25 protein-coding genes, 1 other RNA gene and 3 pseudogenes are annotated in these 26,441 nt (G+C 64.1%); 14 read left to right on the plus strand and 15 right to left on the minus strand.

What is annotated here, in order from left to right:
- Positions 1–25: 25 nt before the first annotated feature.
- Positions 26–442: pseudogene (locus G6O69_RS42215) on the minus strand (DUF4157 domain-containing protein); the annotation flags it as partial.
- Positions 443–483: 41 nt separating this feature from the next.
- Here G6O69_RS42215 and G6O69_RS39405 point away from each other — a divergent pair.
- Positions 484–666: a hypothetical protein gene (locus G6O69_RS39405; RefSeq protein ID WP_217909858.1), complete on the plus strand. Its 183-nt coding sequence runs from the start codon at positions 484–486 to the stop codon at positions 664–666.
- A gap of 77 nt (positions 667–743) precedes the next feature.
- Here G6O69_RS39405 and G6O69_RS17110 read toward each other — a convergent pair whose 3' ends face one another.
- Positions 744–2,198, minus strand: a complete 1,455-nt coding sequence (locus G6O69_RS17110) for a hypothetical protein (RefSeq protein WP_255215802.1) — start codon at positions 2,196–2,198, stop codon at positions 744–746.
- Between G6O69_RS17110 and G6O69_RS40270 the strand changes: the two genes are divergently transcribed.
- Positions 2,182–2,424: a hypothetical protein gene (locus tag G6O69_RS40270; protein WP_255215803.1), complete on the plus strand. Its 243-nt coding sequence runs from the start codon at positions 2,182–2,184 to the stop codon at positions 2,422–2,424. The genes G6O69_RS17110 and G6O69_RS40270 overlap by 17 nt on opposite strands.
- Before the next feature lie 5 nt (positions 2,425–2,429).
- Here G6O69_RS40270 and G6O69_RS42220 read toward each other — a convergent pair.
- Positions 2,430–2,948: pseudogene (locus tag G6O69_RS42220) on the minus strand (hypothetical protein); the annotation flags it as partial.
- Between the two features lie 371 nt (positions 2,949–3,319).
- Between G6O69_RS42220 and G6O69_RS17115 the strand changes: the two are divergent.
- The 5 genes from G6O69_RS17115 (at position 3,320) to G6O69_RS17135 (ending at position 7,481) form a co-directional block, all read left to right on the plus strand.
- The gene (locus tag G6O69_RS17115; RefSeq protein ID WP_172304571.1) at positions 3,320–4,051 is read left to right on the plus strand and encodes a hypothetical protein; all 732 of its coding nucleotides are present in this window, start codon (positions 3,320–3,322) and stop codon (positions 4,049–4,051) included.
- A gap of 449 nt (positions 4,052–4,500) precedes the next feature.
- Positions 4,501–5,244: a hypothetical protein gene (locus G6O69_RS17120; protein ID WP_172304572.1), complete on the plus strand. Its 744-nt coding sequence runs from the start codon at positions 4,501–4,503 to the stop codon at positions 5,242–5,244.
- 95 nt (positions 5,245–5,339) lie between these two features.
- Entirely contained in the window at positions 5,340–5,723 is a 384-nt protein-coding gene (locus G6O69_RS17125; protein ID WP_172304573.1) for a helix-turn-helix domain-containing protein, read from the plus strand.
- Positions 5,671–6,294 (plus strand): IS630 family transposase, encoded by a 624-nt coding sequence (locus G6O69_RS17130; RefSeq protein WP_172304574.1) that lies wholly within the window; start codon positions 5,671–5,673, stop codon positions 6,292–6,294. The genes G6O69_RS17125 and G6O69_RS17130 overlap by 53 nt, the downstream gene beginning before the upstream one ends.
- Positions 6,295–6,449: 155 nt before the next feature.
- Complete coding sequence (locus G6O69_RS17135; protein WP_172304575.1) at positions 6,450–7,481, plus strand: hypothetical protein; 1,032 nt, start codon at positions 6,450–6,452, stop codon at positions 7,479–7,481.
- 1 nt (position 7,482) lies between these two features.
- Here the strand turns inward: G6O69_RS17135 and G6O69_RS17140 are convergent, their stop codons facing one another.
- From G6O69_RS17140 to G6O69_RS17155, 4 genes are all read right to left on the minus strand, one after another.
- A complete protein-coding gene (locus tag G6O69_RS17140) occupies positions 7,483–7,641 on the minus strand; it encodes a hypothetical protein (RefSeq protein ID WP_172304576.1) in 159 nt (52 codons plus the stop codon).
- A 389-nt stretch (positions 7,642–8,030) separates the two neighbouring features.
- On the minus strand, positions 8,031–8,342 hold the full coding sequence (locus G6O69_RS17145) for a hypothetical protein (protein WP_172304577.1): 312 nt from the start codon (positions 8,340–8,342) through the stop codon (positions 8,031–8,033).
- Positions 8,343–8,495: 153 nt separating this feature from the next.
- Positions 8,496–9,770 (minus strand): tetratricopeptide repeat protein, encoded by a 1,275-nt coding sequence (locus G6O69_RS17150; protein WP_172304578.1) that lies wholly within the window; start codon positions 9,768–9,770, stop codon positions 8,496–8,498.
- 18 nt (positions 9,771–9,788) lie between these two features.
- Positions 9,789–9,992, minus strand: a complete 204-nt coding sequence (locus G6O69_RS17155; protein WP_176396901.1) for a hypothetical protein — start codon at positions 9,990–9,992, stop codon at positions 9,789–9,791.
- A gap of 131 nt (positions 9,993–10,123) precedes the next feature.
- Between G6O69_RS17155 and G6O69_RS17160 the strand changes: the two genes are divergently transcribed.
- Positions 10,124–11,509, plus strand: a complete 1,386-nt coding sequence (locus G6O69_RS17160; protein WP_172304580.1) for a site-specific integrase — start codon at positions 10,124–10,126, stop codon at positions 11,507–11,509.
- 802 nt (positions 11,510–12,311) lie between these two features.
- On the opposite strand, the gene G6O69_RS17165 is transcribed toward G6O69_RS17160, so the two are convergent.
- On the minus strand, positions 12,312–13,034 hold the full coding sequence (locus tag G6O69_RS17165) for a hypothetical protein (RefSeq protein ID WP_172304581.1): 723 nt from the start codon (positions 13,032–13,034) through the stop codon (positions 12,312–12,314).
- A 232-nt stretch (positions 13,035–13,266) separates the two neighbouring features.
- Between G6O69_RS17165 and G6O69_RS40280 the strand changes: the two are divergent.
- A pseudogene (locus G6O69_RS40280) lies at positions 13,267–13,380 on the plus strand (integrase core domain-containing protein); the annotation flags it as partial.
- 49 nt (positions 13,381–13,429) lie between these two features.
- Here G6O69_RS40280 and G6O69_RS17170 read toward each other — a convergent pair.
- Complete coding sequence (locus G6O69_RS17170; RefSeq protein WP_172304582.1) at positions 13,430–15,697, minus strand: hypothetical protein; 2,268 nt, start codon at positions 15,695–15,697, stop codon at positions 13,430–13,432.
- A 200-nt stretch (positions 15,698–15,897) separates the two neighbouring features.
- Between G6O69_RS17170 and G6O69_RS17175 the strand changes: the two genes are divergently transcribed.
- The 3 genes from G6O69_RS17175 to G6O69_RS17185 all read left to right on the plus strand — a co-directional run bounded on the left by G6O69_RS17175 (position 15,898) and on the right by G6O69_RS17185 (position 18,574).
- A complete protein-coding gene (locus tag G6O69_RS17175; protein ID WP_172301969.1) occupies positions 15,898–16,281 on the plus strand; it encodes a helix-turn-helix domain-containing protein in 384 nt (127 codons plus the stop codon).
- Positions 16,229–16,852 (plus strand): IS630 family transposase, encoded by a 624-nt coding sequence (locus G6O69_RS17180; protein ID WP_172301968.1) that lies wholly within the window; start codon positions 16,229–16,231, stop codon positions 16,850–16,852. The genes G6O69_RS17175 and G6O69_RS17180 overlap by 53 nt, the downstream gene beginning before the upstream one ends.
- Before the next feature lie 264 nt (positions 16,853–17,116).
- Complete coding sequence (locus G6O69_RS17185; RefSeq protein ID WP_172303514.1) at positions 17,117–18,574, plus strand: hypothetical protein; 1,458 nt, start codon at positions 17,117–17,119, stop codon at positions 18,572–18,574.
- 252 nt (positions 18,575–18,826) lie between these two features.
- Here G6O69_RS17185 and G6O69_RS17190 read toward each other — a convergent pair whose 3' ends face one another.
- Genes G6O69_RS17190 through G6O69_RS17200 form a run of 3 tightly spaced genes read right to left on the minus strand, consistent with a single transcriptional unit; the run spans position 18,827 to position 21,220 of the window.
- Complete coding sequence (locus G6O69_RS17190) at positions 18,827–20,488, minus strand: IS66 family transposase (RefSeq protein WP_172304583.1); 1,662 nt, start codon at positions 20,486–20,488, stop codon at positions 18,827–18,829.
- 13 nt (positions 20,489–20,501) lie between these two features.
- Entirely contained in the window at positions 20,502–20,891 is a 390-nt protein-coding gene (tnpB, locus tag G6O69_RS17195; RefSeq protein WP_172304584.1) for an IS66 family insertion sequence element accessory protein TnpB, read from the minus strand.
- The gene (locus G6O69_RS17200) at positions 20,885–21,220 is read right to left on the minus strand and encodes a hypothetical protein (protein WP_172304585.1); all 336 of its coding nucleotides are present in this window, start codon (positions 21,218–21,220) and stop codon (positions 20,885–20,887) included. Before G6O69_RS17200 ends, tnpB begins: the two co-directional genes overlap by 7 nt.
- A 399-nt stretch (positions 21,221–21,619) precedes the next feature.
- On the opposite strand from G6O69_RS17200, the gene G6O69_RS17205 reads away from it, so the two are divergent.
- Positions 21,620–21,787 carry a helix-turn-helix domain-containing protein gene (locus G6O69_RS17205; RefSeq protein WP_275943083.1) on the plus strand — a complete coding sequence of 56 codons (168 nt, stop codon included), beginning with the start codon at positions 21,620–21,622 and terminating at the stop codon, positions 21,785–21,787.
- Between the two features lie 85 nt (positions 21,788–21,872).
- Positions 21,873–23,012: a tyrosine-type recombinase/integrase gene (locus G6O69_RS17210; RefSeq protein WP_255215805.1), complete on the plus strand. Its 1,140-nt coding sequence runs from the start codon at positions 21,873–21,875 to the stop codon at positions 23,010–23,012.
- Positions 23,013–23,038: 26 nt separating this feature from the next.
- Here the strand turns inward: G6O69_RS17210 and ssrA are convergent.
- The 3 genes from ssrA to G6O69_RS17225 form a co-directional block, all read right to left on the minus strand.
- Positions 23,039–23,394: a transfer-messenger RNA gene (ssrA, locus tag G6O69_RS17215) on the minus strand.
- A gap of 95 nt (positions 23,395–23,489) precedes the next feature.
- The gene (locus tag G6O69_RS17220) at positions 23,490–25,271 is read right to left on the minus strand and encodes a hypothetical protein (RefSeq protein WP_172304588.1); all 1,782 of its coding nucleotides are present in this window, start codon (positions 25,269–25,271) and stop codon (positions 23,490–23,492) included.
- Positions 25,268–26,401: a hypothetical protein gene (locus G6O69_RS17225; RefSeq protein ID WP_172304589.1), complete on the minus strand. Its 1,134-nt coding sequence runs from the start codon at positions 26,399–26,401 to the stop codon at positions 25,268–25,270. The genes G6O69_RS17220 and G6O69_RS17225 overlap by 4 nt, the downstream gene beginning before the upstream one ends.
- Between the last annotated feature and the right edge of the window lie 40 nt (positions 26,402–26,441).

A 26,441-nucleotide genomic window follows, 5' to 3' on the forward strand; every position in this document is an offset into this window, starting at 1 on the left:
GGGGCAAGCTGCGCTCCTGACCGGGCCCGACGTAGATGTCTCGGCCCTGGGTGAAGGCGTGGGCGCGCAGCTGTGCGGGGCGGGGCGAGTCGTAGCGGACGCTGACGTCTTCCATGGACATCCCCGAGAGGGCCTCGATGCCGGCGCGGAGGGGGCCGGGCAAGCCACCCGGACGCGTCAGGGCGCGGGCGCGGGCTTGGGCGCCGGGGCTGTGGGCGAAGGCCTCGCGGCGCTGGACGGCCGCGGTGACGCGTGGACTCGCGGAGGCCAGGGCTTGGAGGGAGGCGAGGGCGGTGACGCGAGGGCTGCGGTTGATCATGGCGACCTGGGCCGAGATGCGCTCGTCGATCGGGTCGCGCTCGAGGACGGGCTCGGGCTGGGGGGAGGGAGCCGCGGACGCAAGTGGGCGACGAACGGGGACAGAGGCAGGGCTTCGATCCATCACCGACGAGTCTAGCGTGTGTCGGTGGGCGATGGCAGAGGATGATTGGTGCCAACCGTGAGAGCGGCCTGAGCTATATTGTGGAGGGTATGGAGGACCGATGCACACAGAGTCATGCCAACTATGAGGATGGTGTGACTGAAAAGCCCACTGGGCATGAAGTGTTCGAGGCACCAGCTGACATGAGTCAGAAGGCGGTCATTGATCGCGGTGAGACGCCGTGAGCTCGTGGTTGATTGGGCTTCGAACGGGTGGACGACGATGGGGGTGGTGAAGAGCGCGAGGCGGTCCATGGTGGGGCTCAGTTGTCGTTGTCGTTGGCGTGGGCGGCTACATCCTCGGCGTTTGGAGGTGCGGGTGGGGCTAGCATTGTCTCGGGATCGAAATTCTGGTCGATCTCGCGCTCGAACCATCCTTTGAGGGGGTGGCCGTCGAGGGTGCCCATGTAGTAGTGGGCGTAGAGTTCGGCGAACCACTCGCCGGGGGCTCGGTACTGATAGTTTGAGACGGCGTCTTTGCGAGATTCGACCTCGAAGCTGACCCAGTCTTGAGTATATGAGCGATGAAAGTAACGTCCGCCAAATGGCGCTGCCATTTCCCTCATGGTATCATCGCTTCGGTTCCATGCGCCTAATTTGAAGTTCTTTTTGGCCATCTTTACCATGGGGTGGCTGGCCAGTGCGCTTTTTAGATCCTGAGAGTCATGAGGGGTGAGATTATATGTGCGTGTGATGTCTTCGGCCTCTTCTCGGATGGTGTTGTCGCCGTTTCCGTCTGGGGATGCGAAGTCATTTATGCACCATTCGATGGAGTGGTTCCATTTTTGGATTTGCCTGGGGGTCTGAATGCAGTTGGGTGTGGGAGGAGGGACTGTGAGCGATTCTTTCATTTCGTCAGCCAGCTGAGAATTGTGGAAATCGGTCCATCCTCCAAATTCGCTATTTTCGCCATGGGCGTCCATTACTCCTCGCTTGTTGTCTACTGTGTGTCCTAGCTCGTGGAGTGTTGTCATGGTCCAGGCGTTCTTGTACTTCATCCTGCTGCTGTATTTGCTCCCGGTTTTTAAAAACTTCTGTCCAAACAGCCTGGAGTAGGGCTCGACGCCACCCATGGTCGATCCTGTGGGTAAGAGGCCTGCCATGCTGATGTCTGAGCCGCTAGCGAATGATCCTATGCTAAATTTGTTTCGCTCGAGTCCATTCACACATGCCCTGACAGTTCCATCGGGGACAAGGTGAAATGCTAGATAAGTCTTGCGTAGCTCTGCCTCGCTCCAGTGGTTGCTGAACGTGACATCGAACTCCAGCCTCATGAGTTCCTTTATCCAATCACGATGGCTAGTGAAGGGAGAGCGAGACCAGCCCTCCGCAAGGAGCTTCTGAATTCCCAGTGCGAAGCCGCCAAGCAAGGCGATGGGTACTGCTGGAATCATAGCTGCCCATTGCGCTTTTTTTGAAGGTGGGATGGGTTTCATGACGTTTGTCACCCTGGAGACATCAGGGATCCAGTTGATGACAGAGCCCTTGACCATGGACTCGAGCAGCTTTTTTCCGCGATCTTCGCCTGCCAGTCGTGAGATAAACTCTTTTTTTATTGTGTCATGTCGATTCGACTGCATGACCCCGAGCACATAGGCCTTTTTCTTTACTCCTGGACCCCAAAGTGCCGCGAGGAGCTCGTCGACAGTGGGCTCTGCATCCGCTTCCTCGGCATCTACGGCGTCGTCATCATCCATCTGGATGACCTCGCGCTGCACCGTCCCTCGCAAGCAGCCCGAGCTGCGCACCGGCTCCCCCACGGACAGCGACTCGGGGGAGCTCGAGCGGCCGACATCGATGGCGCGAGCGCCCATGATGTCGGCCTCGCGCTCGAGCCCGCGGTCGTCGTTGATGGCCACGCCGTGGAGGCTCCTGGTGGGCTGGACGCGACCTTGGCTCTGCTGGACGACATGCCAGGCCTCGTGGGGCAAGCTGCGCTCCTGACCGGGCCCGACGTAGATGTCTCGGCCCTGGGTGAAGGCGTGGGCGCGCAGCTGTGCGGGGCGGGGCGAGTCGTAGCGGACGCTGACGTCTTCCATGGACATCCCCGAGAGGGCCTCGATGCCGGCGCGGAGGGGGCCGGGCAGGCCACCCGGACGCGTCAGGGCGCTGGCGCGGGCTTGGGCGCCGGGGCTGTGGGCGAAGGCCTCGCGGCGCTGGACGGCCGCGGTGACGCGTGGACTCGCGGAGGCCAGGGCTTGGAGGGAGGCGAGGGCGGTGACGCGAGGGCTGCGGTTGATCATGGCGACCTGGGCCGAGATGCGCTCGTCGATCGGGTCGCGCTCGAGGACGGGCTCGGGCTGGGGGGAGGGAGCCGCGGACGCAAGTGGGCGACGATCGGGGACAGAGGCAGGGCTTCGATCCATCACCGACGAGTCTAGCGTCGGAGGCAATGCGCGATGGCCGGGGATCGCCGACACCAACCGGGAGGTCGGTCCGAAGCGAACTCCATGGTCCTCGCGTTTCATGAACCAAGGCGTCGATGCTGATGCTCGTAGCACCTACCAGCTGATAGGATGGTGAGACCGCACATTTCACGAGGCATCTCGATTTTCGAGACACCCTCTGACGCGAATCTGGAGAGGTTCACCGGTTCCAGTGAGGCCAGCGAGATCAACTAGGCCAAGCTGCGCTCGAGCCATGACGCGCGGGCGGTCTCACACGCTCCCGCCTCGAAGAGATCATCGCTCGCCGCCTGCGGTGGTCTGCGCGCAAGGGAGCCGAGCCCGAAGCCATCTCGGGCGCTCGCCTCGACGAACTGCTCGCGTCACGGTGACGACCCGCCTTCGAGCTGGCTTGCCCCAAGGACCCGCTGAACTATCACGGGAAGGCGTTCAGCTTGGACTGGTATCTGGTGGCGCGCGCCGACGTGCCGCGAGCGATCGATACCGAAGCACGCCTCGACTTCTTCGTCGAGGCGCCGCCCGAGGTCCAGGCCGAGGTCGTTGGAGAAGAGGTCATCACCCACGAGTCGCTGATGGCGAAGAGCAAGCACGTCAGCATGAACTACGTGATTTTAGCATTTGTCTTGATGCTCGTATTTGGGGTGGCATCCATAATCGGGATCGCTCTGCGTGTCCCCGAAGGTCAGAGGATCTATCCGGCGACTGGAGGATCTGCGCTCCTGCTGCTCAGTCTTTTCCTCGTCTGGTTGGAGATGAAAAAGACTGTCGCGCGTCACGGCTTCACGCGCCTGAACTCCAGATTCGCGCGAATCGACGCGACGCGCGTGGCCACAGAGCTCGACTGGTTCAGTCCCACAGTTGTCAACGAGGTCACCGTCGCCTTGGTGGCGGAGGAGAGGGCCACCAGCGGTGTGGGCACGAACAAGAGCGGCTTCTACGCGAAGGTCCACGGGGCGATAGAGCGCCAGCCCATCGGGCGCGCGGGAGCGTATCGCCTTCACCTCGAGTTCGACTTGCCCGAGCTGCGAGAGATCGGCTGGAGCCTCGAGGTCAAGGACAATCAGCTCGTGTGGTACGTGGCCCTCGAGTTCGACGTCGAGAGCGGGCCCGAGCTGGATGAGCAGGTTCCGCTCAGGGTCCGGCCGGTGTTGGGGCCGGCCCAGTGAGCTGGCCTCGGCTCGAGAGCAGCTCACTTGTGAACCCGAGCGCCACTTGGACCCATCGTCTCTCGGTGTCAGCGCCGAAGTGTCACGCGAAGGGAGGGCGACGAGGTGGTTTGATGCGCTGAAAATTGATACTGCTCTCTCGGGGCCAACGCCTCGAGAGAGCCATGTATTCTCCCACTTGTGACATCAGCATCGAGCTCGACCGCGATGATCGTCGTTATCACCCGGGCGAGCGAGTCACGGGCCGGGTCAGGATTCGAACCGACGCCAGGATCAAGTGTGATGGCCTGGTCTTGACCCAACGTTGGGGGACCCATGGGAGGGGGAACTCTGCCTCTGGCGACGGGAGTGAGGTGACGCTCTACTATGGTGACTGGGCGCGAGGGGAGTACGTGTACCCCTTTGATGTTCCCTGCCCCGCGGGCCCGATGAGCTATCGCGGGCGAAACATGAACGTGGAGTGGTATATCGATGTCATGGCCATGCTCCCAGACTTTCTAAATCCTGATGAGCGCATAGAATTTTTTGTCGAAGCTCTGCCGGGTACTGACTTCGAGATTGTGGCAGAGGAAGAGCTCACCGTGGATGCGATGATGTTGTCGGATAGTGACGACGGAAAGGCCCTGCGAATGTTTCGGGGGATAGGCGCTGTGGTTATTGGCGTTCCTCTCATCTTCATGGTCATGGCGGTGGACGGCGCGAAGGTGTCCTTCATCATCGGTTCTGTGATCTTGACGGTGGTGGCGATTTCCTCGATGTCGCTCATCAAGAAGTTCACCGCGCGCAAGGCATTCACGCGGATGAATGCGAGCTTGGAGCGTGTCGATGCCAACCACATCGCCTTGAACATCGACTGCGCAACAACAAAGCTGCTCAACAGCGTCACGGCCAAGCTCGAAGTCGAGGAGACGGCGACCAGCGGATCTGGAACAGACTCGACCTCCTACCGAGAGCTCTTGTATGAGAATGTCCAGGAGGCATACGTTGGGGTCATGGGGGAGAGCAAAGTCCGTCTGGAGTTCGATATCCCCGACGTGAACGAGATCGGCTGGAGCTTTAGCGCTCGGAGTAACCATGTGAGCTGGTCGATGGTGGTCGAGTTCGACATCGAGGGGTGGCCGGACCGCGAGGAGAAGCTGATGCTCGAGCTCTTGCCGGCGACAACGTCGGATCATGCGCGCACGGCTTCCTGATTTTTGGCCGCGCTCAGCCAAAGACATGCTAGTGTACGATCCAGAGGATCGGAAGGGGGATCGACATCGAGTCCCGATGGTGATCTACTGGCCGGGTGACGACGCCAATCTCCGTCGACCTCCGCGCCCGGATCGCCGAAGCCATCGAAGCTGGCGAAGAAAGTCAGCCCCTCATCGCCGAGCGCTTCTCCGTCTCGGTCACCACCGTCGAACGCATCTCGCGGAAGCTGCGCCAAGGCGAGAGCTTGGTGCCGAAGAGTCCACCTGGCCGGACGCCCAAGTTGAAGGAGCGCCACCTCCTGTGGATTCGTGGCGAGATGGAGAAGGACCCCTACCTCGGCTCCTACCACCTCTCGGCGCGCTTCAATCGACGATTTCCCAAGAACCGGGTCCATCGCTCGACGATCCTCCGGGCGCTTCACCAACTTGGCCTCAGCTTCAAAAAAAACTCCCTACGCTCCCCAGCGGGACCGAGCTGACGTCGCCGAGGAGCGCGCCCAGTTTCGGTTGCGACAGCGGCGACTCGACATCGGACGTCTCGTCTTCGTGGACGAATCGGGCACGCATCCAGGGATTGGTCCGCGCCGGGGCTGGTCCCCACGCGGCGAGCCGCTCTACGGACCGCACGAGCCCTATTCCCGCGGTCGCCACGTCTCGATGATCGCGGCCTTGCGCGTCGACGGCATCAGCGCCTTGATGACGACCGATGGCGGGGTCAAGACCGCTGACTTTCTGCGCTTCGTCCGACAGCGCCTGGCACCCACGCTCGAGCCGGGCGACATCGTTTGCTGGGATAACATCAACATGCACAAGAATGCAGAGGTCGTGGCTGCGGTGCTCGAGACGGGTGCGAAGGTCGTCCGCTTGCCCCGGTACAGTCCCGACTTCAACCCGATCGAGGCCGCTTGGGCGAAGGTCAAAGCTTGGATACGCCGAGCGATGCCCACGACCGTCAGCGAGCTCAAGAAGGCGATGCGTAGGTCCCTGCGTCGGATCCGAGCCTCGGACGCACTCGGCTGGCTCAAGTACTGCGGATATCGCCTTCCGTGATTCTGATCCGTACACTAGTGCACGATGCAGAGGAGCTGAAGGGTCGCAGGCTTGGAGCACCGGTCGCTGACTTGGGTTAGTATGACCGCAGTTTCACGAGGCATCGACCTCACGAGACACCACCTGACCTGCTCCCCCCAGATCTGGAACCCATCATGCTCCAAGCCAAGTGTGAGCTCAGCGTCGAACTCGAGCACCCCAGGCGTCACTACCGACCCGGCGAGCGCATCACTGGCTGGGTCCGTGTCGAGGTCGACGCCGCGACCAAGTGTGATGGGCTGGCCCTGACCCAGCTGTGGCGAGCCGAGGGGGCGGGGGAGTCCAGGTCCGGCGGCCGCAGCGAATTCCAGCTCTTCAGCGGCGAGTGGGCACCTGGGGTCCATCGCTACCCCTTCGATCTGGCCTGTCCCGAGGAGCCGGGCAGCTATCACGGGGGCCTGTTCAGCGTGGAATGGCAGCTCGAGGCTCGGGCCGACGTGCCATGGGCGCTCGACGTCGAGGCCAGCGCTGACTTCTTCGTCGAGCTGAACACCGACGTCGAGGTCGAGATCACCCAGCGGAGTGTTCCCGAGTCTTCGATGACCTTCGACGTCATCATGACCACGCTCTTGGTCTTGATGGTTGCTGTCGGCGTATTCTCCACGGTCAACTCGATCATCGAGGGCGACATCGGCATGAGCGTGTTTGGGATCGTCGCCTGCGCGGGCTTTGTGTATATGTTATGGATATACACGAAACGTGCCATCGCCCGTCGAGCATTATCGCGCCTGACCATGAACATCGAGCGCCCAGACGCAGGACGCGTCGCCTTGGACATCGACTGCGCGAGCTCCAGGAAGATCGAGGGCGCCCTCGTCAAGCTCGTCGCGGAGGAGTATGTGAACCGCGTCGTGGACGGGAAGAGGAGCTACAGCAACGAAACCATCTACGAGGACACACAGCACGTGACGCTCGGCCAGCTGGGCCAACACAGCTTCCGCGTCGAGTTCGAGCTGCCTGACTTTGGCGAGGTCCCGTGGACCTTCTCTGCTTCATGCAACGAGATCAAGTGGTATGTTCTTGTCGATGTCGACATTGAGAACTGGCCAGACTTGGAGGAGAGGATTCCGCTCGAGATCCGACCGGTGACGAGGAGGAACGCGGGGCTTCGAGGGATCCCCGAGTCGGAGTTGGCCACGGAGGTCTGACTCAGTTGGCCAGCGTGGCGATGTTCTTGGCGATGAGCTTGGCGCCAGCAGTGAGCTCGGCTGGGTCTTGAAAGTCCTCGGAGAGCACGCGAAAGACCGTATCCTCGGCGATGAAGTCGACCTCGCGCGTGGAGGTCGCGGAGTCGCCGGTGCCGAGCATGTCCTCGACGAGGGCGCCGGCCTCACCGAGCCCCTCGAACTCGGTCTTTCGCCGGTCGATCTTCGCGTTGGCGAGGGCCTCGAGCTGGGCCTTCCTCCTCGCGCCGCGTCAAGGGTCGGCGGTCCGGTGCCTGAGACCCGTCAATTCCCATGTAGCGCACACTCGCCACGATGCTGGGGTGAGGTACTTTCGGATCTCTCCGCAGAAGTCGACCAGGATGCTATCTGGAAGTCGCAAAAGTCCGCTGATGCCGTCTTGCTCGTCGAGGATCTGGGTTTCCCACTTGGCCGCTCGGCCTTGGAGTTGGACGAGCGCGAGAGCACCTGCGCTCTGACAGGCGCCGAGCCCCTCTCCTCCGCCGCCCAGGGCCAGGAGGAGGAGGCTTGGGCTCAGCGGCTGGATCCGGCAGACATGGAAGATGTCGACGCCGCAGCACTCGTCCTCGATGGTTGCCTGTCGTCGACGTAGTACAGCAGCTGCGCATCGCTCGGGTCGGCGTCGGCCCGCGGTGCGTCGAAGCTCGAATCGAGCACCGACAGCGCGACCAGTCGTTCGTCGAGCGAGTCGGGACCCACCACGACCAAGTCTCTGATCCAGTCTTCGTTCATCCCGACGCTCGTGATCACCCTTCTGTTGGCGAGCAGGCGGTACTCGGTCGATGCTCGCTCGGCGAGCAAGCGCTCCTCGCCCGCGAGCGTCATGAACCAGAGCGGCCCATAGCGCGGAGGGCCGGCGTAGATCGGGCCCCAGGTCGCGCCCTTCGACTCTGCGAATGGAGGGCGGTGAGGTGCGCAGGACGGAGGGCGTTGGGCTCGGGCTCGTTTGGAGGGCGTTGGGTCGGCGCTGGGAGGGGGTCAGGGCCAGATCCAGGTGAAGCCGCTGACAGCTCGGAGGTCGCGTAGGCGCTTGCGTCCGGACCAGGATGGGTCGGTGGTCTCGATGTCGACGTGGCCGTTGCCGTCGAATTTGAGGTTGGCGGCGAAGGGCTTGGGAATGTCGCGCTCGCGCGGCAGGGTCACGCACCAGAGGTCGGGGGCAGAGCCGCAGATGATGGTGTAGGCCTCGCGCTGGGTCGGGGTGTCATCGTCATCGTCGCCCGTCAGCTCGGTGCGGGTCACGAGGACGTCGACGCGCAGCTCGGGGCCGGGGCTGTCGGGGGTGAGCTCTTCGAAGGCGACATCGACCTGGCCGCCAAAGTCGGTCCACGGCGCTTCTTCATCGACCACCGTGGTCAGTCGTCGCCACCCGCGGGCCTCGTGGACGGCGAGCTCGACGATCCAGAGCTGGTCGCCGGGGCCGATCGTGTCCAGGGTAGCGACCTCGCTCCAGGGGCCGGATTTGGCGGTCTCGCGCTTGCCGACGCTGCAAGAGCATCCTTCGTCGAATTCGCCGCCGGCGAACTCGGACAGCAGGATCGTGCACAGATCGTCGGGGTCGTCCTTCCACGAAGAGTCGCCGCCGTCGTCGTCGCTGTCGCTGTCGCTGTCGTTGTCGTCGTCGTCGTCGTCGTCGTCGTCGTCGTCGCTGTCGTCACTGTTTAGCGCCGCGAGCTGGGTCTCGACGGTCGCGTTGGGTCGCAGCGCCAGCGAGTCGCGGTAGTAGCTGGCGGCGTCGTCTTCTTGGCCGCGGGCTTGCTGGATGCGCCCGAGGTTGTAGAGCAGCGCGGCGCGGCGGCGGTTGTCGTCGGCGTCATTGAGCGCGGCGAGGGTCGAGCGTTCGGCGAGGGCGAGGTCGCCGGCTTGGAAGGCGGACCAGCCGAGCTCACCGAGGGCGCCGCCGTGGCCGGGGTGGAGGGTCAGCGCCTCGCGGAGCTTGGTTTGGGCGGCGGCGTGATTGCCCTGCTTGCTGAGCTTGCGGCCCTCATCGAGCAGGGCGCCGAAGCGGGCCTTGCTCTGCTCGCGCTCGGCCTTGCTCGGCGGCGCGGGCTTGGGCTCGTTCGGCGCCGCGAGAGCTCTGGCTGACGCGGGCTCGCTCGGCGGCGCGGGCTGGTTTTGGTTTGGAGCAGCTTCGGCCTGGGCGGCGATGGGGCTCGCCGTTGACTGAGGTTGGGTTTTCGTCTGTGCGGGCGCTGACTCTCCGCAGGCGAGGCTCAGCAGGCCGATGATGGCGATGGTTCGAGCGTGGCTCATGCCACGAGCGTATCGCCATCAGCGTAGCCAACGAAAGGCATGTTCGAGAAAGGCTCGCCCGTCGCGGTCGACCCAGGTCCCATGGGCCATGATCACGCGCTCCGGCTCCCAGCCTAGCACCGTGGCGAAGGCCTCGCGGGCCGGCTTGCGGCGGAGGAAGCTGGCCCGGTGGTCGATCGGCGCCATGAAGATCGCCGTACGCGACGCTCGGTGGAAGAACACGACGGGCGGGGCAGAAGTTGCTCATCAAGGCTAGCGAACTGGACGATCATCTCGAAGGTAATTTGGTGCCTGATCAGGAAGTCGTGGTTGCGCAGGAACTCGCGCGAATCGGTCTTCGTTAGGAGAGAACTATGGGTTCGGTCTACATGCGAAATGATTCGCCTTATCTGTGGTGGTCCTACAGCGGTCCCGCTGGGAAGCGGGTGGCAGGGCGCACGCCCTATCGCAAGGGGCAGGAACATCTCGCTCGCAGGGCGCTCGCCGAGATTGAAGCTGCGGTCGCAAGCCGCGGGGCGGAGCTACCCGAAGAGCAGATTCCCACGCTTGCCGAGTACGCCGATGGCTGGGTGAAGTCGCGCAAGGCTCGGGGGTTGCGGTCGTGGCGGGACGATGAGCGCCACCTTCGAGTGCACATCCTTCCGCGTTTGGGCCAGCTGCCGCTCACGGTGGTCTCCAAGGCGCATGTGAAGGAGATGCTCGCGGCGCTGCGCCAGCAGAACAAGGCTCCGAGGACGCTTCGCAACATCCTCAGCACGCTGCGCATGCTCTACACCGATGCGATCGACGAGGAGCTCGTGGAGCATGACCCTTGCGACGTGCACCCCAAGCACTTGGGCCCAGCAGGGGACAAAGATCCCGAGTGGCGGTCGACGGCGGTCTACTCCCGCGATGAGCTCGTTCAGCTGATCAGCCACCCCGAGCTCCCGCCGGATCGTCGTGTTCTCTATGTGATGGCCTTCTTTACGGGGCTACGTCTGGGCGAGGTCGCAGGGTTGCGTTGGCGCCACGTTCAGGACGCTGAGCCGCTCGCTCGCCTGTTGATCGCTCATAGCTATGGCGGCTCGACGAAAAACGACAAGACGCGCGAGGTTCCGATCCATCCCTTGCTCGGGCTGGTGCTCGATGGTTGGCGAGCACAGGGTTTCGGCGAGGCGATCGGCTGGACCCCCGAGCTCGATGACTTTATCGTCCCGAGCCCACGATCACGCGGCGGCAACGGCTCCCACCGCCACCGCAAGGCGGGGACGATGCGGACCAAGAACCAGGTCGGGAAACGCTTCGGGCGAGACCTCGAACTCGTGGGGATCCGTCATCGCCGCTTCCACGACTCGCGGCGGACCTTCATCTCGCTCGCGCAGGCCGATGGGGCGCAGCGCGAGCACTTGATCCCAGTGACGCACTCGAGCTCGGGATCGCGGGCGGCCTTCGACCTGTACACGACGATCCCCTGGCCGACGCGCTGCAAGGCAGTCGCGACTTTCCGCCCGGTTCCACCCTCCAACTACTCGAGCTTGGCGGGGTGGATCCTGGCGGAAGTCGGCTGCTACGCTCGTTGCTACGTAGCAGAGCAAGTCCCTGAAATTACAGGGAAAAATATAGTGGAGGCGCCGGGAGTCGAATCCGGGGTCGGGGGGCGCTTCTCCACTTGCGTGGTATCGAGTTCCACTGGAGGTGTACACGAGAAGAGCTTGGTGGTTCGAGTTTGCCACCAAAGCCCTGGAGCCTACTCTCCGTAATGAGGAGGAGGACGAAGAGCAACGCTCAGCGTTGAGCAAGCGTAGGGCATGCCGACCTCGCAGTGTTGGGTCGCTGGGTTGCACCAAGGATATCCACCTTCGAGTGGGGGATCACAACTTCTGTAGTCCTTTGGGTCGCAGGGATCACCGAAGTTTAGTTGAGGTGTACAAACCCCTTCTCCGTTTTCTTGTAGTCCTTGGCAAAAGCCAAAGTGACAATCGGAAATGTGTGTGCAGGGGTCGCCATACTCTGCCCGACGTTGGCAGACTCCATCGTCACAGTAGAGGTACTCACTGAAGCAGTTGTTGTTCAGCTCCTCAGAGCAGAGATCCCCTTCAGACTGAACATCTGGAAAGGGCGGGTCATTATCGCACACACCGGTGACGGGGTAGCAGTCTATCCCCTCCACGCAGGTGCCGGTGGGATTCATCTCTCCAAAAAGATAGTTGGGGATGCAGGACTCTCCCTCCGCTACCGAGCCATAGAAAGCCGCACACTCGGGAAAGAGGGCGCTGATTTCGCTTGGGTCAGCGCAGCTCTCATATACTCCACTTGCTAAAAAAGCGTCGAAGCACTCTTGGTCGAAGCCGCGGAGCTCCCCAGATATGGCATCGAACTGCTCGATCACCACTGCTTTGCAGACTTCGGTGGACTCGAAGTAGCCGCATCCACAGTTCTGGACAGAGGCACAGAGAGCCGCAGCGTATCGCTGCGCCGTGCCATTGGGGATCGGCTCGGGAATCGGTCGCTCAGAACAGCCCAAGCCCAGCAAGCAAAGAAGAACCCAGTTAAAATGACGACTCACAGTGATACCTCATAACGAAGTTTTAGTGTATGTCCATCACGATTAATCTGAAGCGTGTGCGGTCCTTCTGGCAGTTCGCTGAAATAAATCAGGGCATTCATGGCATCACTGTAGTCAACGATCTGCTGGCTATCGAGGCTGATGACAAGGTCACCGCTCCGCAGCCCAAGAGCGTAGGCGAGGTCTCCTTCACTTACATTGGTAGCAAAAAAACCTCCACCACCGTCCTGGAGGGAAAATCGAGAAGTATCGCAGGTCGTCAAAGGATCAGGGTCTTCAATGAGCGCAAGGAGTGTCTGTCCGTCGACATCGGTCGCCCCATCGTCACCTGGAGAAACTACCGATTCAGGGCTCCAGTTCGTGCAGTCGGCTTGAGCTGAGGAGTCGCAAGAAAGCGCCTGGGCCAGGTAGTCGCTCGGGTCATGAGGATCGTCATCCAACGACCGACACTTGAGGAGAATCTCAGCCGTCTGTTCAGAAAGGGTTAGATTGTCAAGAGCATAGATGGGGTCTGCGCAAAATGCAGAGATTACTTCCCATTTGTCAGCGCTGTTCTTTCGCATGCATTGTTTTGGGTTGTCGCAGTTGGAGTCGTAGACATTGTCAATTAGCTCGCCGACCTCGTCATCGCCACCGAGCTTTCCTTCACAGGCTGACAGCGCCAACGAGACCGAGAAGGATAGCAGGAGCGAGAGGCTTCTTCTTTGAGAGTGGTGCATGGGAGTATGCTGACATCAGAGATACTTGCGGTCAATGGGAGTCCTGGAGCCACTTTTCAGGCTCTCTGCGCCACAATTCACCTACGGGTCGCCTTCCTCAATGAGCTGCCGAGGCCGTCGGCTCCACCGGGCCCGACAGGCCCGCGAACGGGCCCGAAAGTCGAAAGTGACTGACCACCGTAGCGACGGCCGCCTCGTCGCTCGCAGGATCGAGGTCGCCTCAGATGTCTGGGATGCCCCCACGGTCCTGGGGCAGCTCGATGAATGGTTTGAGGACTACGACGAGAATCATCCCCACAAGGGGCTTGAGATGCTGTCTCCGTGGGAATTCCATCGCGCGAGCTAGAGCTGAACTGTGCGAATTGACAGGGGAAGCTCCAGACTCTTCACCACGATTATGTCCTGAGCTGCACGGTGTAATTTTTCTTGAACTGGGTGTGCTGAAGGCCGTGCTTGGCGAGCAGGTCAGCGACGCGCCCTTGGGTCCAGGCTATCCAGGTCTGTGTGGCGAGCTCGGCGACGAACCGAGTCAGGTTGTCCCGCAACTCGTTGAGCCCAGCCGGGTTGAGGACTCGCGTGCCTTTCGGGAAGGTCGCGTCGTGAGCAGCTTGGTCGGAGCGGGAAACGACAATCGGAGTGCCCTGGTACTCGGGGTAGTGCTGGGAAAACCATTGCATCGACGACAAGAGCTGGGCTCCATCATGCTTTGGTAGTTCGCCTTGTCGCTCATTTTTCGCTTCGATCACCCACCCCACTTTCTGCCAGACCCAGAGGTCATCGGGGCCTCGGGAGTACTCCTTCTCGGGCCGCGAGCCGGTCGCTCCGAAGACCGCGGAGACCTCGAGAAGAGCTTGCTCGAGCGCCTCGGGGCTGGCGTCGAAGCTGAGCCGCGACTTCATGCTCTCCACGGCTGCAATCGCTCCGTTGGGGTTCTCGAACCCGTTGTACCAGGCGAGAACGAGCCCCGCGGGGACTTGCCCAGTCCCTTCCGGAGGTCGAACAACTACCCCTGTGGGAGGTGGGCAAAGCCGGCGGTTTCGAGAGTGCGCGCCGGCCTGAATCTGGAGAGCGGTTGCTGGGTCGAACTCGTCTGTGTAGTTCGCCTTGCGCTGTAGGAGCCAGCCGGCCTGTTCCGGCTCCAGGTCGAGTTCGTTGACGACCCTCGCGATTGCTTCGGCGGCAGCCTTGGGCCGGCGGTCGAGTGCGGCGATTAGTGCGACGTGTTCGGCATGCGCCACCTCGATGTCACGCTCTGCTGTGTCCTGGGGCGTGGCCGGCGAGGTTCCGCGGACCCGCGAGTCGTAGAACCCACGCCAGCCAGCATCGCGGTTCAGGCACTTCATCGCCATGTCGTTGAAGGCGTCGGTTGGTGCCTCCGAGACCGCAGTGCGTGCCATGTCGGCCAGTTCGTCGGCCAACTTGAGCTGCGCGCGGGTTCCCTCGCCGACCAAGCCCATCACCTCGCCCTTGGCCAGGAAGTTGGCCAGGTCAGGACCCGCGAGGACCACCACCGCGAAGTCAGCGTGGGAACGGACGGCACGTCCCATTCCCTGCTCGATGCGGTACGCCCAACGCCTCAGAGTTCCACCTGGTCGTCCCGGAATTGTTCCGTCGTACTCCTCGGCCATCCCTTGCCCGCGTGGGACCCCATCAATGACGAGGACCCGGCATGCGTCGTCCGGGAGGTCCACGCCGTCGTAGCGGTTGGCAAACGCGACGAAGCGGGTCGCACCCGACCGGAGCTGCTGGACGGTATCGGTGACACCGTCGCCCATCTCCACAACGGCGCCCACCGACTTCCAGTCGCGGGCCAGTTTTTCGTTTGAGGTCAACACGACGATGCTGGTGGAGCTGGCGAGCCCCTGTGCCCAGCTCATGACCCAATCTCGGTCCAGGCTCGGGTCGACGAGCGCAGGGACTAGGACCATTCGCTCGCCGACACCCTTGTCGCTCGCGGGGATGATTGGGGACGAGGCGGCTTTGACGGAGCAGCCAAGCTCGCGTACGAGGGTGCTATCGTCGGAGAGCGTCGCGGACATGTAGAGCCGGTGCTCGGCACGATGAAACGCATCGACCAGGTGCACAGGCGGAATGTCGAAGAAGATCTCCGCGCCGGCACCGGTGATCACGCACCGACACCAGCGAAGATGGTCACGTAGATGCCCCCACGAGAACACTCCGGGCCGCTTCTGGCCTACCGGGTCAAGCACGTCACGGATGTCCTCGAGGGATGAGCGCCATATCCAGAACGGCACCTCCATGTGCGCAGACCTGTCCCCGTTCTCGATGCCCTTCCAGGGGCCTGGGTGGTGGTCCTTGCAGCCCGGCTTCAGCGTCTTCAAGAGCGCGTCGAGGCTGCTGTCCGTAACGACAAGGGAGAAGTTCTCGCGGATCTTCTCGACGCCAGCGTGGGCGTCATCCAAGACGAGGGCGCAGGGCCTGAGCAGCACGTCGTCTCTGTTGAACGTTGACCTTGCGTTGAACAGCTTGTCGTAGGTGCAGACGATGACTTCCCTGCCAGCCGTCGCATCCGGAGTCGGGTACGGTGTCCCTCCCTCGTAGTGACTGGCGGGAATTCCGAGGTGCTTGGCTTCGGCGACGACCTGCTCGACGAGCTGACGAGTCGGGCAGAGAAAAACAACAGGCCGGCGGTGCTCCACCATCAGGGAGGACGGCCAGTTTTTTGTTCAGGCAATGGTGGTGCTCAAGTCTGTTGGGCTCGGAATCGATAATCCCGCTGTACTCGACCTGTTGACCGGGCCAGCAGTGATCGTCTTCCACGGCGAGATAGTTGACCTAGTGTACGATCCAGAGGATCGGAAGGGGGATCGGCATCGAGTCCCCATGGTGATCTACTGGCCGGGTGACGACGCCAATCTCCGTCGACCTCCGCGCCCGGATCGCCGAAGCCATCGAAGCTGGCGAAGAAAGTCAGCCCCTCATCGCCGAGCGCTTCTCCGTCTCGGTCACCACCGTCGAACGCATCTCGCGGAAGCTGCGCCAAGGCGAGAGCTTGGTGCCGAAGAGTCCACCTGGCCGGACGCCCAAGTTGAAGGAGCGCCACCTCCTGTGGATTCGTGGCGAGATGGAGAAGGACCCCTACCTCGGCTCCTACCACCTCTCGGAGCGCTTCAATCGACGATTTCCCAAGAACCGGGTCCATCGCTCGACGATCCTCCGGGCGCTTCACCAACTTGGCCTCAGCTTCAAAAAAAACTCCCTACGCTCCCCAGCAGGACCGACCTGACGTCGCCGAGGAGCGCGCCCAGTTTCGGTTGCGACAGCGGCGACTCGACATCGGACGTCTCGTCTTCGTGGACGAATCGGGCACGCATCCAGGGATTGGTCCGCGCCGGGGCTGGTCCCCACGCGGCGAGCCGCTCTACGGACCGCACGAGCCCTATTCCCGCGGTCGCCACGTCTCGATGATCGCGGCCTTGCGAGTCGACGGCATCAGCGCCTTGATGACGACCGATGGCGGGGTCAAGACCGCTGACTTTCTGCGCTTCGTCCGACAGCACCTGGCTCCCACGCTCGAGCCGGGCGACATCGTTTGCTGGGATAACATCAACATGCACAAGAATGCAGAGGTCGTGGCTGCGGTGCTCGAGACGGGTGCGAAGGTCGTCCGCTTGCCCCGGTACAGTCCCGACTTCAACCCGATCGAGGCCGCTTGGGCGAAGGTCAAAGCTTGGATACGCCGAGCGATGCCCACGAGCGTCAGCGAGCTCAAGAAGGCGATGCGTAGGTCCCTGCGTCGGATCCGAGCCTCGGACGCACTCGGCTGGCTCAAGTACTGTGGATATCGCCTTCCGTGATTCTGATCCGTACACTAGCCTCACAAATGGAGCAGTTTCTTGTAGTCGATTTTACGCTGCGTGAGCGTATCTGCGTCGCCCTTCAGGGCAAAGGGTGGATGCAGCTCTGGGTCTTGAAATCGGAACTGGAAAATAGGATTCCTGGTGGTGTTCGGGGGCGGGGCGGATCCGATCCTGAGCAGGCTCCCCAGCGCGTTGCAGGAGGACGGCGACTCCCCGGTTGTGGTTTCCGAGGTCTGAGATCATGCTGGGCTGGAGGTCACCATGGCAAGCCGGAAAAAGCCCAAGAAGCAGCCCAAGAAGCCGAACAGTGAGCTGGTGCGGAAGCTCGCGGCGATGATCAAGCAGAAGGTCGACGAGCAGCTCGGGCCAGATGCGACCTTCGAGCAGCGGCGTGATCTGGAGGCGGAGCTGATGCGAGACGTGCTGTGGCAGCGTGAGGACGACGACTTGCGCGAGTCTGTCTCGGAGGCCGACGTGGTCGAGGTCGGAGGCCGACGCTACGCTCGCCTGTCGCAGCGGTCGTCGGCGACCTACCACGGACGCTGGGGGCCGCACACGATCGAGGAGGCGCTCTACCGGGAGCTCGGCGTGCACAACGGGCCGACGATCAAGCCGCTGGAGCTGTGCGTCGGTATGATCGCCCGACGCTTGACCCCCGACTTCGCCCGCATCGCTGGTGAGCTGAGCGCGGACCTGAACAGCCGCGAGCTCGAGAACATCCTGAGGGTGGTCGGGATGCGGCCTCCGAGCCGTTCGTTGCTCGAAAAGCGCGTCAAGCTGATGTCCGCCGACATCGTCGAAGACGTCGACATGCTCGAGGCCGCGAGCAGGGCCGTGGAGGCCATCCCGCCGGGAGTGGCCTCGATCAGCTGCGGGCTCGATCGCTTCTCGGTGCGCATGGCTGAGCAGCTCGACGCCGACCTCGCGGAGGCGGCGCGACCGAAGCGGCGGCTCGCGGAGTACGTCCGCAAGCCGCCGCCCCCCAAGGAGCACCACTGGCGAAAGGCGTGGGTGGGCAGCGTCACCATCCACGACGCGGAGGGACAGGAGCTGCATACCTGGCGATACGCAGCCGATGCGGGGGAGGACGTCCGAAAGCTCGCCGAGCGGGTCGCGGCGGACGTGGCGTGGATCCTCCGTAGCCACCCACAGCTCCCGGTTCACGTGGTCCAAGACGCCGCGCCCGAGCTGCGTGCGCTGCCCGAGGCGTTGGCTCGAGTGCTGCCGAGCGACGCGAAGGTCCGGACCTTGATCGACTTCGAGCACCTGACGAGCAACTACCTCGATGCAGTCGTGGATGCCTGCGAGCCCGAGGGCGATCCCTTCAACATGAAGAGCTGGTATCGCGGCGAGCTCCTGCGCGACGACGGAGCGATCGAGCGGATCTGGCGAGGTCTTCTGGAACGGGCGAAGCGACTGCCGGGCCGGGACACGACCGCTCGCACGGCGGTCGCGGCCGCGCTCAGCTACATACGCCATCGCAAACCACTGATGCGTTATGCGTCGTCGTACGCGGCCAACCTGCCCATTGGTAGCGGCGCGACCGAGAGCACCTGCTGGACGATGCAACGCCGCGTCAAGCGCCCCGCGCAGTCCTGGGAGGTGCCTGGCCTGCGAGGAACGCTCGCACTGCGAGCCCTCGTCATCTCGAAACGCTGGCGCGCCGTTTGGGCCACCTATGCCGCTGTCCATCGCCACGAGGTCACGCTCGCCCATTGATCAGGATCGAATCCACCTCGTTCGGGGGAGTGAATTGTCGTATGCGCTGAGTGTACTTGAGTCAAATAAGAAGATCGAAATACAGTCTGCGGGGGGGACATCTCAGGTTCGTTTGTCGAAGCAAGACATAGCGGGAGAGACTTAGCTCTGGCGCCCTGCTAACTCGCTGCTGCAGCTCGCCAACGTAAGCGGTCAGCGAGCTGCATCTTGCAGCCCGACCAGACCTGTGGTGGCACAGCTACCAGCCTCCCCTCAGGTGGCCGTCTGCGCCCCAGCCCAGCGGTGCGGCAGCAGCTCTCCGACCCGCGCCGCCGGCCATCCCTGGGCCAGCTTCATCAGCACATCCCGCAGATACTCCCACGGCTCCACCCCGTTGAGCTCGCAGGTCCTGATCAGCGAGTACATGATCGCCGCCCGCTCGCCGCCGCTGTCCGACCCGGCAAACAGCCAGTTGTGGCGACCCACTGCGATCCCTCGGAGCGCTCGTTCGGCGCCCGTGTTGTCTATCGGGATCAGCCCGTCGTCGAGATAGCGTATCAATGCTTCTCGCTGATTGATCGCGTAGGTCATCGCTCGCGCCAGCGGCGAGCTCGGCGGCTCGCTCTCATGGTGCTCGGCGATCCATCGGAAGATCCGGTTGAGCTCCGGCCGCCCCAGCTTGTTTCGCAAGCCTGCGAGCTTCTCTGGCGAGATCCCTCGCTCCTTCGCCTTGCGCTCCAGCACGTACAGCCGCTGGATCCACCGCAGCGGCACCGCTGCTCGGGCATCCCCGCCCTCGAGCGCCTCCACGAAATACCTCCGCGCGTGCGCCCAGCAGCCGATCTCCACCGCCTTGGACCCCAGCCGGTTGAAGACCCAGTCGTAGCCCTTGTAGGCATCCGCCTGCGTCGGCCCTTCGCGGTGCATGAGAAAGTTGCGGGCCGCGTCAGCCTTCCAGTTCGGCGTGTACTCGAAGTACGCGAGTCGCTGATCCCCGAGATAGCCCCAGATGTGTCCACGCTTGCTGCCACCGTCGGCGTCGACGTCCAGCACCTGGATCCCCGTGTCGTCGGTCTGAAGCAGATAGGCCTCACGGACCTCCTGCCCGAGGGCATTCACCAGCGGCTCGAGTAGCTCGGCGCAGCGCCGTAGCCAGCCCACCATCGTCGGCGCCGTGACCTTCACTCCTGCCCGCGCGAAGATCTTCACCAGTCGATTCAGCGGGAGGTGGTCACCGTACTTGCTGACGATCACGTGGGCGAGAAGCCCGGCCTCCGCCAGGCCGCGGATGATCACCTGCGGTGGCGGTGGAGCGATGACCACCGGACCGTCACCGTCACGCGGCGCGTACTTGCGGCGCTCGGTGTGGACGTGGATGAAGTGGCCGGGTCGCCAGTCGAGGGTGTGCGCGTCCACGCTGCCGATGCAGACCATCTCGCGTCCTTCGTAGTCCGACAGATCGGGCTCGATGATCCGCTTCTCGACTGGTAGGTGTTCGGGAGGACGTCGGCGTCCTCGCGTCTTCGGGGCCTCGGGCTCCGCTTCAGCGCTCGGTGGGTCGTCACATTGGTCCGCGGCCTCGATTTCTTCCTCCGAGGCCCTGTCGAGTTCGGCATCGATCCGGCCGTCGTAGGGCGCCGCAGCCTCGGCCCCGTCTTCACTTTCTCCCTCTTCGTCTCCCTCGGGCGCCTTGTCTTCCTTGGCGACGAGCCGGAGAAAGAGGTCGAGCTGGTCCGCGTCGAGCCGCTCCGACTTGCGTCCCTGCGCCGACTTGCGCAGGCGCATGAGCTCGAATTCCAGGTTCGCGGTCCGTCGCCCCAGGGTCTCGAGCAAGGCCAGCACCTCGACGACGAGCGCCTCGTGCTCGCCCTTGGCGAGTCGCTCGACCAGTCGCTCGCGGACGGTGTCGAGGTTGAGGTCGTCGCCCTTGCCCACCTCTTGGGGATAGTCACGAAGTGGCTGTCGTGCAAGCGCGACTCGTCGACTTCTTCGCCTGCCAGCGAGGTTGTCGACGCGCGCCCTCGAGATCGATGCCTTCGAGGATCAGCAAGAGCTCCGCGGCCTCGAGCTCGACCTTGCCCTCACCGAGCTCGCTGCGTCGCCGCAGACGAAAGCGACCTCGCTCGAGGCGCTTGTAGTAGATGCACCAGCCCGAGCGATCCCAAAACAGGATCTTCGCCCGGTTGCCGCGACGGTTGAGGAAGACGAAGAGGTGACCCGACAGCGGGTTCTCGGCGAGTACTGTGCGGGCGACGTTGGCGAGGCCGTCGAAGCCCTTGCGCAGATCCACGGGCTCGAGCGCCACGAAGATGCGCACCGTCGGCGGCAGGCTCAGCACGTCGACCCCACGACGCGCAGCACTCGGGCGAGGTGGGCGTCGTCGACGTCGGCATCGACGAGGACCCGTGCATCGCCGAGTTCGATGACGATGGTCGAGGTCTTCGACTCGTGTTGGCCACCGGCCACGACGACCTCGGCAAAGGCGGGACTCGCAGGCAGAAGCTTCGCCCAGCGAGCGAGGCGCTGGACGTCGAGGTCGTGGTCATCGCAGAAGTCCCGCTGACGCTGGCCGCTGCGACGCCAGTGCGAGACCACTGCGGCCGCCTCTGCTCGCGTCCAGCGGCGTTTGTCGAGGATCTTGGCCAGGTTCGTGGGGGTGCTACGCATCCCCCGATCGTGGCCTGGGCTCTGCTCTGGCGGCAGATGCAGTTCACTGACCGCTTACTCGCCAACTGCGGGTGTTTCAGCCCTGCGGGCACTCGTGGAAGCGCCCCAACAGCCTCAAGATCCCTCGCCCCAGCTTCGCTATACCCGCGAGCATAGTAGGGGCGCCGAGCTTCGCCGAGTCACGTTGCTCTGAGTCAGAGTAATTGACACCCGGTCTGAGTCTCAACGAAGTTACTACTGTCCGTCGCGGACGAAGGTCCACCCAGCTGACGATCGTTGTGGGCCTTGAGTCGCCCTAGCCCGGGGTGTGCCGGGGTCCACTCTCACGGCCAGCTAGTTTTGACGAGCCAGGGCTGCCAGAATCGGTGAATGAGGGACCACTCATCAAGTCCCGAAGTCATGACAGCCGACGAGGTTGCCTCGCTCCTCCGGGTCAACCGCAAGACCATCTACGAAGCCGTCCAGCGCGATGAGATCCCGGGTGTAGTCCGTATCGGCCGTGTTCTTCGCTTCCACCGGGAGGCCGTGCTGACGTGGATCCGCACCAGCGGCCAGGTGGGAGGCTGAGCCGTGCCACAGTGGTGCACCGTCCCCGGGTATGGTATCTCGGCCCAACCAAGCGCGCGTCATCCCCATCCGAAAGGTAATGGAGATGAGCGTTAGGAAGCGAAAATGGCGCGACAAGCAAGGTCGCGTTCATGAGAAGTGGATGGTCCACATCGAATACAAACACCCTAACGGCTCCCGGCAGACCATTCGCAAGGTCTCGCCGGTGCAGACCAAGCGGGGTGCCGAGCAGTACGAACGCGAGGTCAGGCAGGCGTTGCTCGACGGTGCGTTCGGAAAGGAAGAAGCACCAGCCCCGGCGCCCGTGCAGGCGCCGACTTTCGGGGAGTTTGCCGAGGAGTTCCTGGCCAACTACGCCGAGGTCAACAACAAGCACAGCGAGGTGGTGTCCAAGCGAACGATCTTCGGCAAGCATCTGGTGCCCTTCTTCGGCCGCATGCGGCTCGGGGACATCGGCATGCGAGAGATCGAGCGCTACAAGGCGGCCAAGCTCAAGACCCACGCAAAGAAGACGGTGAATAACCAGCTCACCGTGCTTCGCAAGACGCTGACCACCGCAGTCGACTGGGGCCTGCTCGAGCAGGTCCCCCGGATCGTGTGGCTCGCCGCTCCGGCGCCGAGCTTCCGCTTCCTCGACTTCGACGAAGCGGATCGACTGATCGCCGCGAGCGAATCGGAGCCCGAGTGGCAGGGGATGATCGTCCTCGCGCTGCGCACGGGGTTGCGACTCGGGGAGCCGCGGGCGCTGCAATGGGGGGACATCGATCTCGCTCGCGGTCGCATGCTCGTGCAGCGCTCGGTGACGCGCGGCGTGATCGGGACGCCCAAGAGCGGCAAGTCGCGAGACATGCCCCTCGGGGCGTCGGTCGTGCAGGCCCTGCAGCGGCATCGCCACCTGCGGGGCCCGTGGGTCTTCTGCCAAGAAGACGGGAACATGTTGAGCAAGGGCCAGACGAAGTGGCCCCTACGTCGGGCGCAGCGAAAGGCCGGGATCCTCGAGCTCGGCTGGCACGACCTGCGGCACAGCTTTGCCTCGCATCTGGTCATGCGTGGCGTGCCGCTCAAGGCCGTTCAGGAGCTGCTCGGTCACCAGAGCATCGACATCACGATGCGCTACGCGCACCTTGCTGAGTCGACCCTGCGCGACGCTGTGGAGCTGCTCGAACCGCAGCACGCGCACAGCACATGGACAGCACATGGAACGCCAAAAATTGAAAACGGGTAGCTAGGATGCCCTAGCTACCCGTTTTCGAGTGGAGGCGCCGGGAGTCGAACCCGGGTCCGCGAGCCTTCCGATGGGACGTCTACGTGCGTAGCCGGTGTACTTGGATTTAACCCTCGCGCATGCCCACCAGCGGGCCCTCTCGAGAGCGATCCCCTAAATTTCGCGGCCCGATCGGGGCGCCCGAACCGCTAGCTCCTGTGATGACGTTCACGAACTACTGGAGCACCTCACCCGTGAACGTGTGGCTTATTAGGCCGCAACGGCCATACGGCCGTAGTTGCTGTCGTTGGCAGCTGTGTTTTCCCGACGTTTTTACGTGGCGTTGGGCCCACGGCACGCTGTCTTCACCTTCCGTACCCACGTCGAACGCCAATGCACCCCCTGAAGTTGTTCCGCTGGAACGACGTGTGACGGCCAGACTATGCGACGCGAGGGTGGTCGTGCAAGGGGGACGTGCCGGGGCTCACATGTGCCTGGCTATGCGAGCAGGTCGCGCAGCTGGTCGAGGTGGAAGCGGCGGGGGTCGTCAGGGCGAGCGGGGGTGCGGAGCTTGGCGCGGAAGATCTGGGCGGTCTTGGGGTGCGCGCGCAGCAGGGGGCGGATGGCTTTGCGGTCGAAGTCGCCGTAGTGGGAGCCGACGCCGTTGGGCCAGGGGGTGTCGATGTAGATGAAGCTCCACAGGCGGGCGGCTTCGACGCCAAGCAGGAGGTTGAAGAGGGCGCCGGCGAGGGCGGTGACGCTGTCGTCGAGCTGGCGGGTGCGCTGGGGGTAGTGAGCGAAGGCGGCGGTGGCGTCGTCGAGGGTGGGCCAGCCGCGGGCGAGGAGGGTGTTGAAGTCTGCGGGGGTGTCGGGGCCGTCGCGGACGATGGCGAGGAGGGCCTGGGCGAGGAGGGCGAGGGCGGCGGGGTCGCGGAGCTGCTGCTGGTCGTCTTCGAGGCGCTTGGCCCAGTAGCGGGTGGTGGTGGCGAAGCCGACGCCCGCGCTGGCGAGGGCGGCGTAGCTGTCGACGATGCGGCCAGCGGTGGGCTCGTCGGGGCTGCGGACTTCGCCTCGGGATCCGTGGCTGCCCAGCTGCCAGCCGGGGGGCATGGGGAAGCGGCGCCAGGCGCTGTGGCTGTGGCCAGCGAGCAAGGCCGCGAGGAGCGGGCCGCTGCCGGCGAGGCGGTGGGTGAGGGAGGCGGAGGCCTGCCTGGAGTCGAGCTCGACGCGCTCGAGCTCGATGGTGACGCCGCTGTGCTGGGCGGCGTCGCGGTAGGGCAAGGCGGTGGCGAGGATGGCCCGCCGGGCTTCGAGCTGGTCGGCTGGGAGCTGGCGGGAGTGCGCCTCGCCGGTGTGCAGGTTGAGGACGCTCTCGCGGTGGGCGGGCAGGAAGTAGAGGCGGCCCTCGGCGCTGGCGAAGATCGAGCCGACGCCGACGCAGGTGGAGGGCAGGGGGTGCTCGCTGGTGTCCGCGCCGCCGAGGTCGAGGCGAAGGACGCGATCGTGGGCGGGCTGGTAGGCGAGCCAGCGCCCGGCGACGGTGGGGACGCCGAGGCTCTCGATGTCGAAGCGCCACGCGTCGTCGCCGGCGAGCACGTCGACGGTCCAGCGCCGACCGTGGTGGATCAGCAAGACACAGCGCTGGGCGTCGGCGTATAGCTCGAGGCGGGCGTCGGGGGCGGTGGTGATCGTCCGTCGCCAGCGCGGGCTGAGGGCGGCGCCGGTGAGCGTGGCGCAGACCAGCTGCTCGCGGTCCCAGCACAGCAAGGTGCCGTCGTGGGCGAGGTGTATGGGCCGGGGGACCTCGGGGGTGCCGTGGCCGAGGGCGAGGGCCGGGAGGCGTGCAGCGGTGGCGCTGCGGCCCGCGAGATCGAGGGGGATCGGGGCGGAGCGGGGCTTGGTCCTGGACTCGGCTTTGGGCCTGGCGGGCGCGTCGAGGCGCAGGGGCAGGCGGACCGCGCGGCTGAGGGGGACGAGCTCGAGGCTGCCGGGGGCGTCGAGCAGGTAGTGGGTCCCCGCGGGGAGGATGGTGACGCCGCGTCGCGGCAGGCGCTCGGCGATCTGGAGGTCGGCCACGGTCCACAGCAAGGCCGGGTCGTTGGGGCTGCCGTGGCTCGCGGCCAGGCTGCCGCTGGCGGAGATCGAGACGCGGCCGGCGGAGTCGCTGCCGCCGACGGTGGTGTTGGTGGCGATGCCCTGATCGCGGCCGAGCCGGGTCAGGCCAAAGCAGTCCATGAACACGAGCTGGGATTGGTCCTTGGAGAACGCGTACATGCTCACTCTCCCACGCTGACGTAGTACCAGCCCTCTTCGCCCTGCTTTTGGTCGTCGAGGCGGGCGTTGGGCAGGGCCAGGCGCAGGCGAGAGACCATGGCTGGCGAGAGGAAGTTCTGCGAGAGGTCGAGGGCGCCGAGGCGGCGCAGGAGCTCGGCGATGGGCAGCAAGAGCTCCGCGCCGGCGTCGGTCATGGTGCCCATGGATAGGTCGAGGCTGCGCAGGGCAGGGGGCAGGCCGGGGAAGCGCAGCTGGGCGGCGAGGGCCGCGGCGAGCTCGTCGGCGAAGTCGGCGTTGGCGAGGGCGAGGTGCTCGAGCTTGGTGAACCTTGGGTTTTGGAGGATCCCCAGGGCGTGGTTGGCGTTGCAGGTGCCGCCGTATTCGTCGGTGCCGAACCACACCTCGAGGTGCTCGAGGGCGGGGAGCTCGGCCTCGGCGAGGGACTCGGCGGCTTCGCCCGGGAGGCCGCCCGTGTGCAGCACGAGCTTGCGCAGGCGAGCGCTGCGTGGGTGCCTGAGCTCGATGAAGGCGCCCTGGAGCTCGAGCATTTCGAGCTTTGGAAGCAGCGGCCACAGCGGGCCGATGTCGTCGACGATGACGCTCGAGATGTCGCTCTCTTCGGGGTATTGGAAGTCGCCGATGGTCATGCGCCGCAAGCTGGGCATGGGGCCGTGCTCGACGAGGGCGCGGATGCAGGGCGCGTAGCCCTCGTCGGCTTCGAGGTCGGTGATGCCGAGGTCGAGCTCGCGCAGGAATTTGGCGCTCGGGTGGGCGAGGGCGTAGGTCAGCAGCGCGGAGACGTCGACGTGCTCGTGGTCGTAGTCCTTCCAGCAGCGGATCCGTCCCCAATAGCCGGTCTGTAGCGTCCACGCGAAGCAGTCTCGCCAGTCGGTGTGGCTGGCGAGCTTGCCGAACCAGGCCTCGGCGTTGGCCTGGAGCAGGGCGTCTTCGCGTGCGCGCAATGTGTCGGCGTCGCCTTGACCGCGGCGCAGGGCCACGCCGATGGCGATGAGCTCTCCGCGGGGATCTCCGGCCTTGGACAGGGCGTCGGCGTATACGAGCCACTCGTCATAGGCCTCGGGGTGAGCGATCAGCGAGGTCTCGATTGCAGAGGCGCCGGTCTCGGAGTGCTCCATGGCGAGGAGCATATTCGGTATTCGAAGCTTCTTCGCGTAG

The sequence above is a fragment of the Pseudenhygromyxa sp. WMMC2535 genome (genome assembly GCF_011083025.2).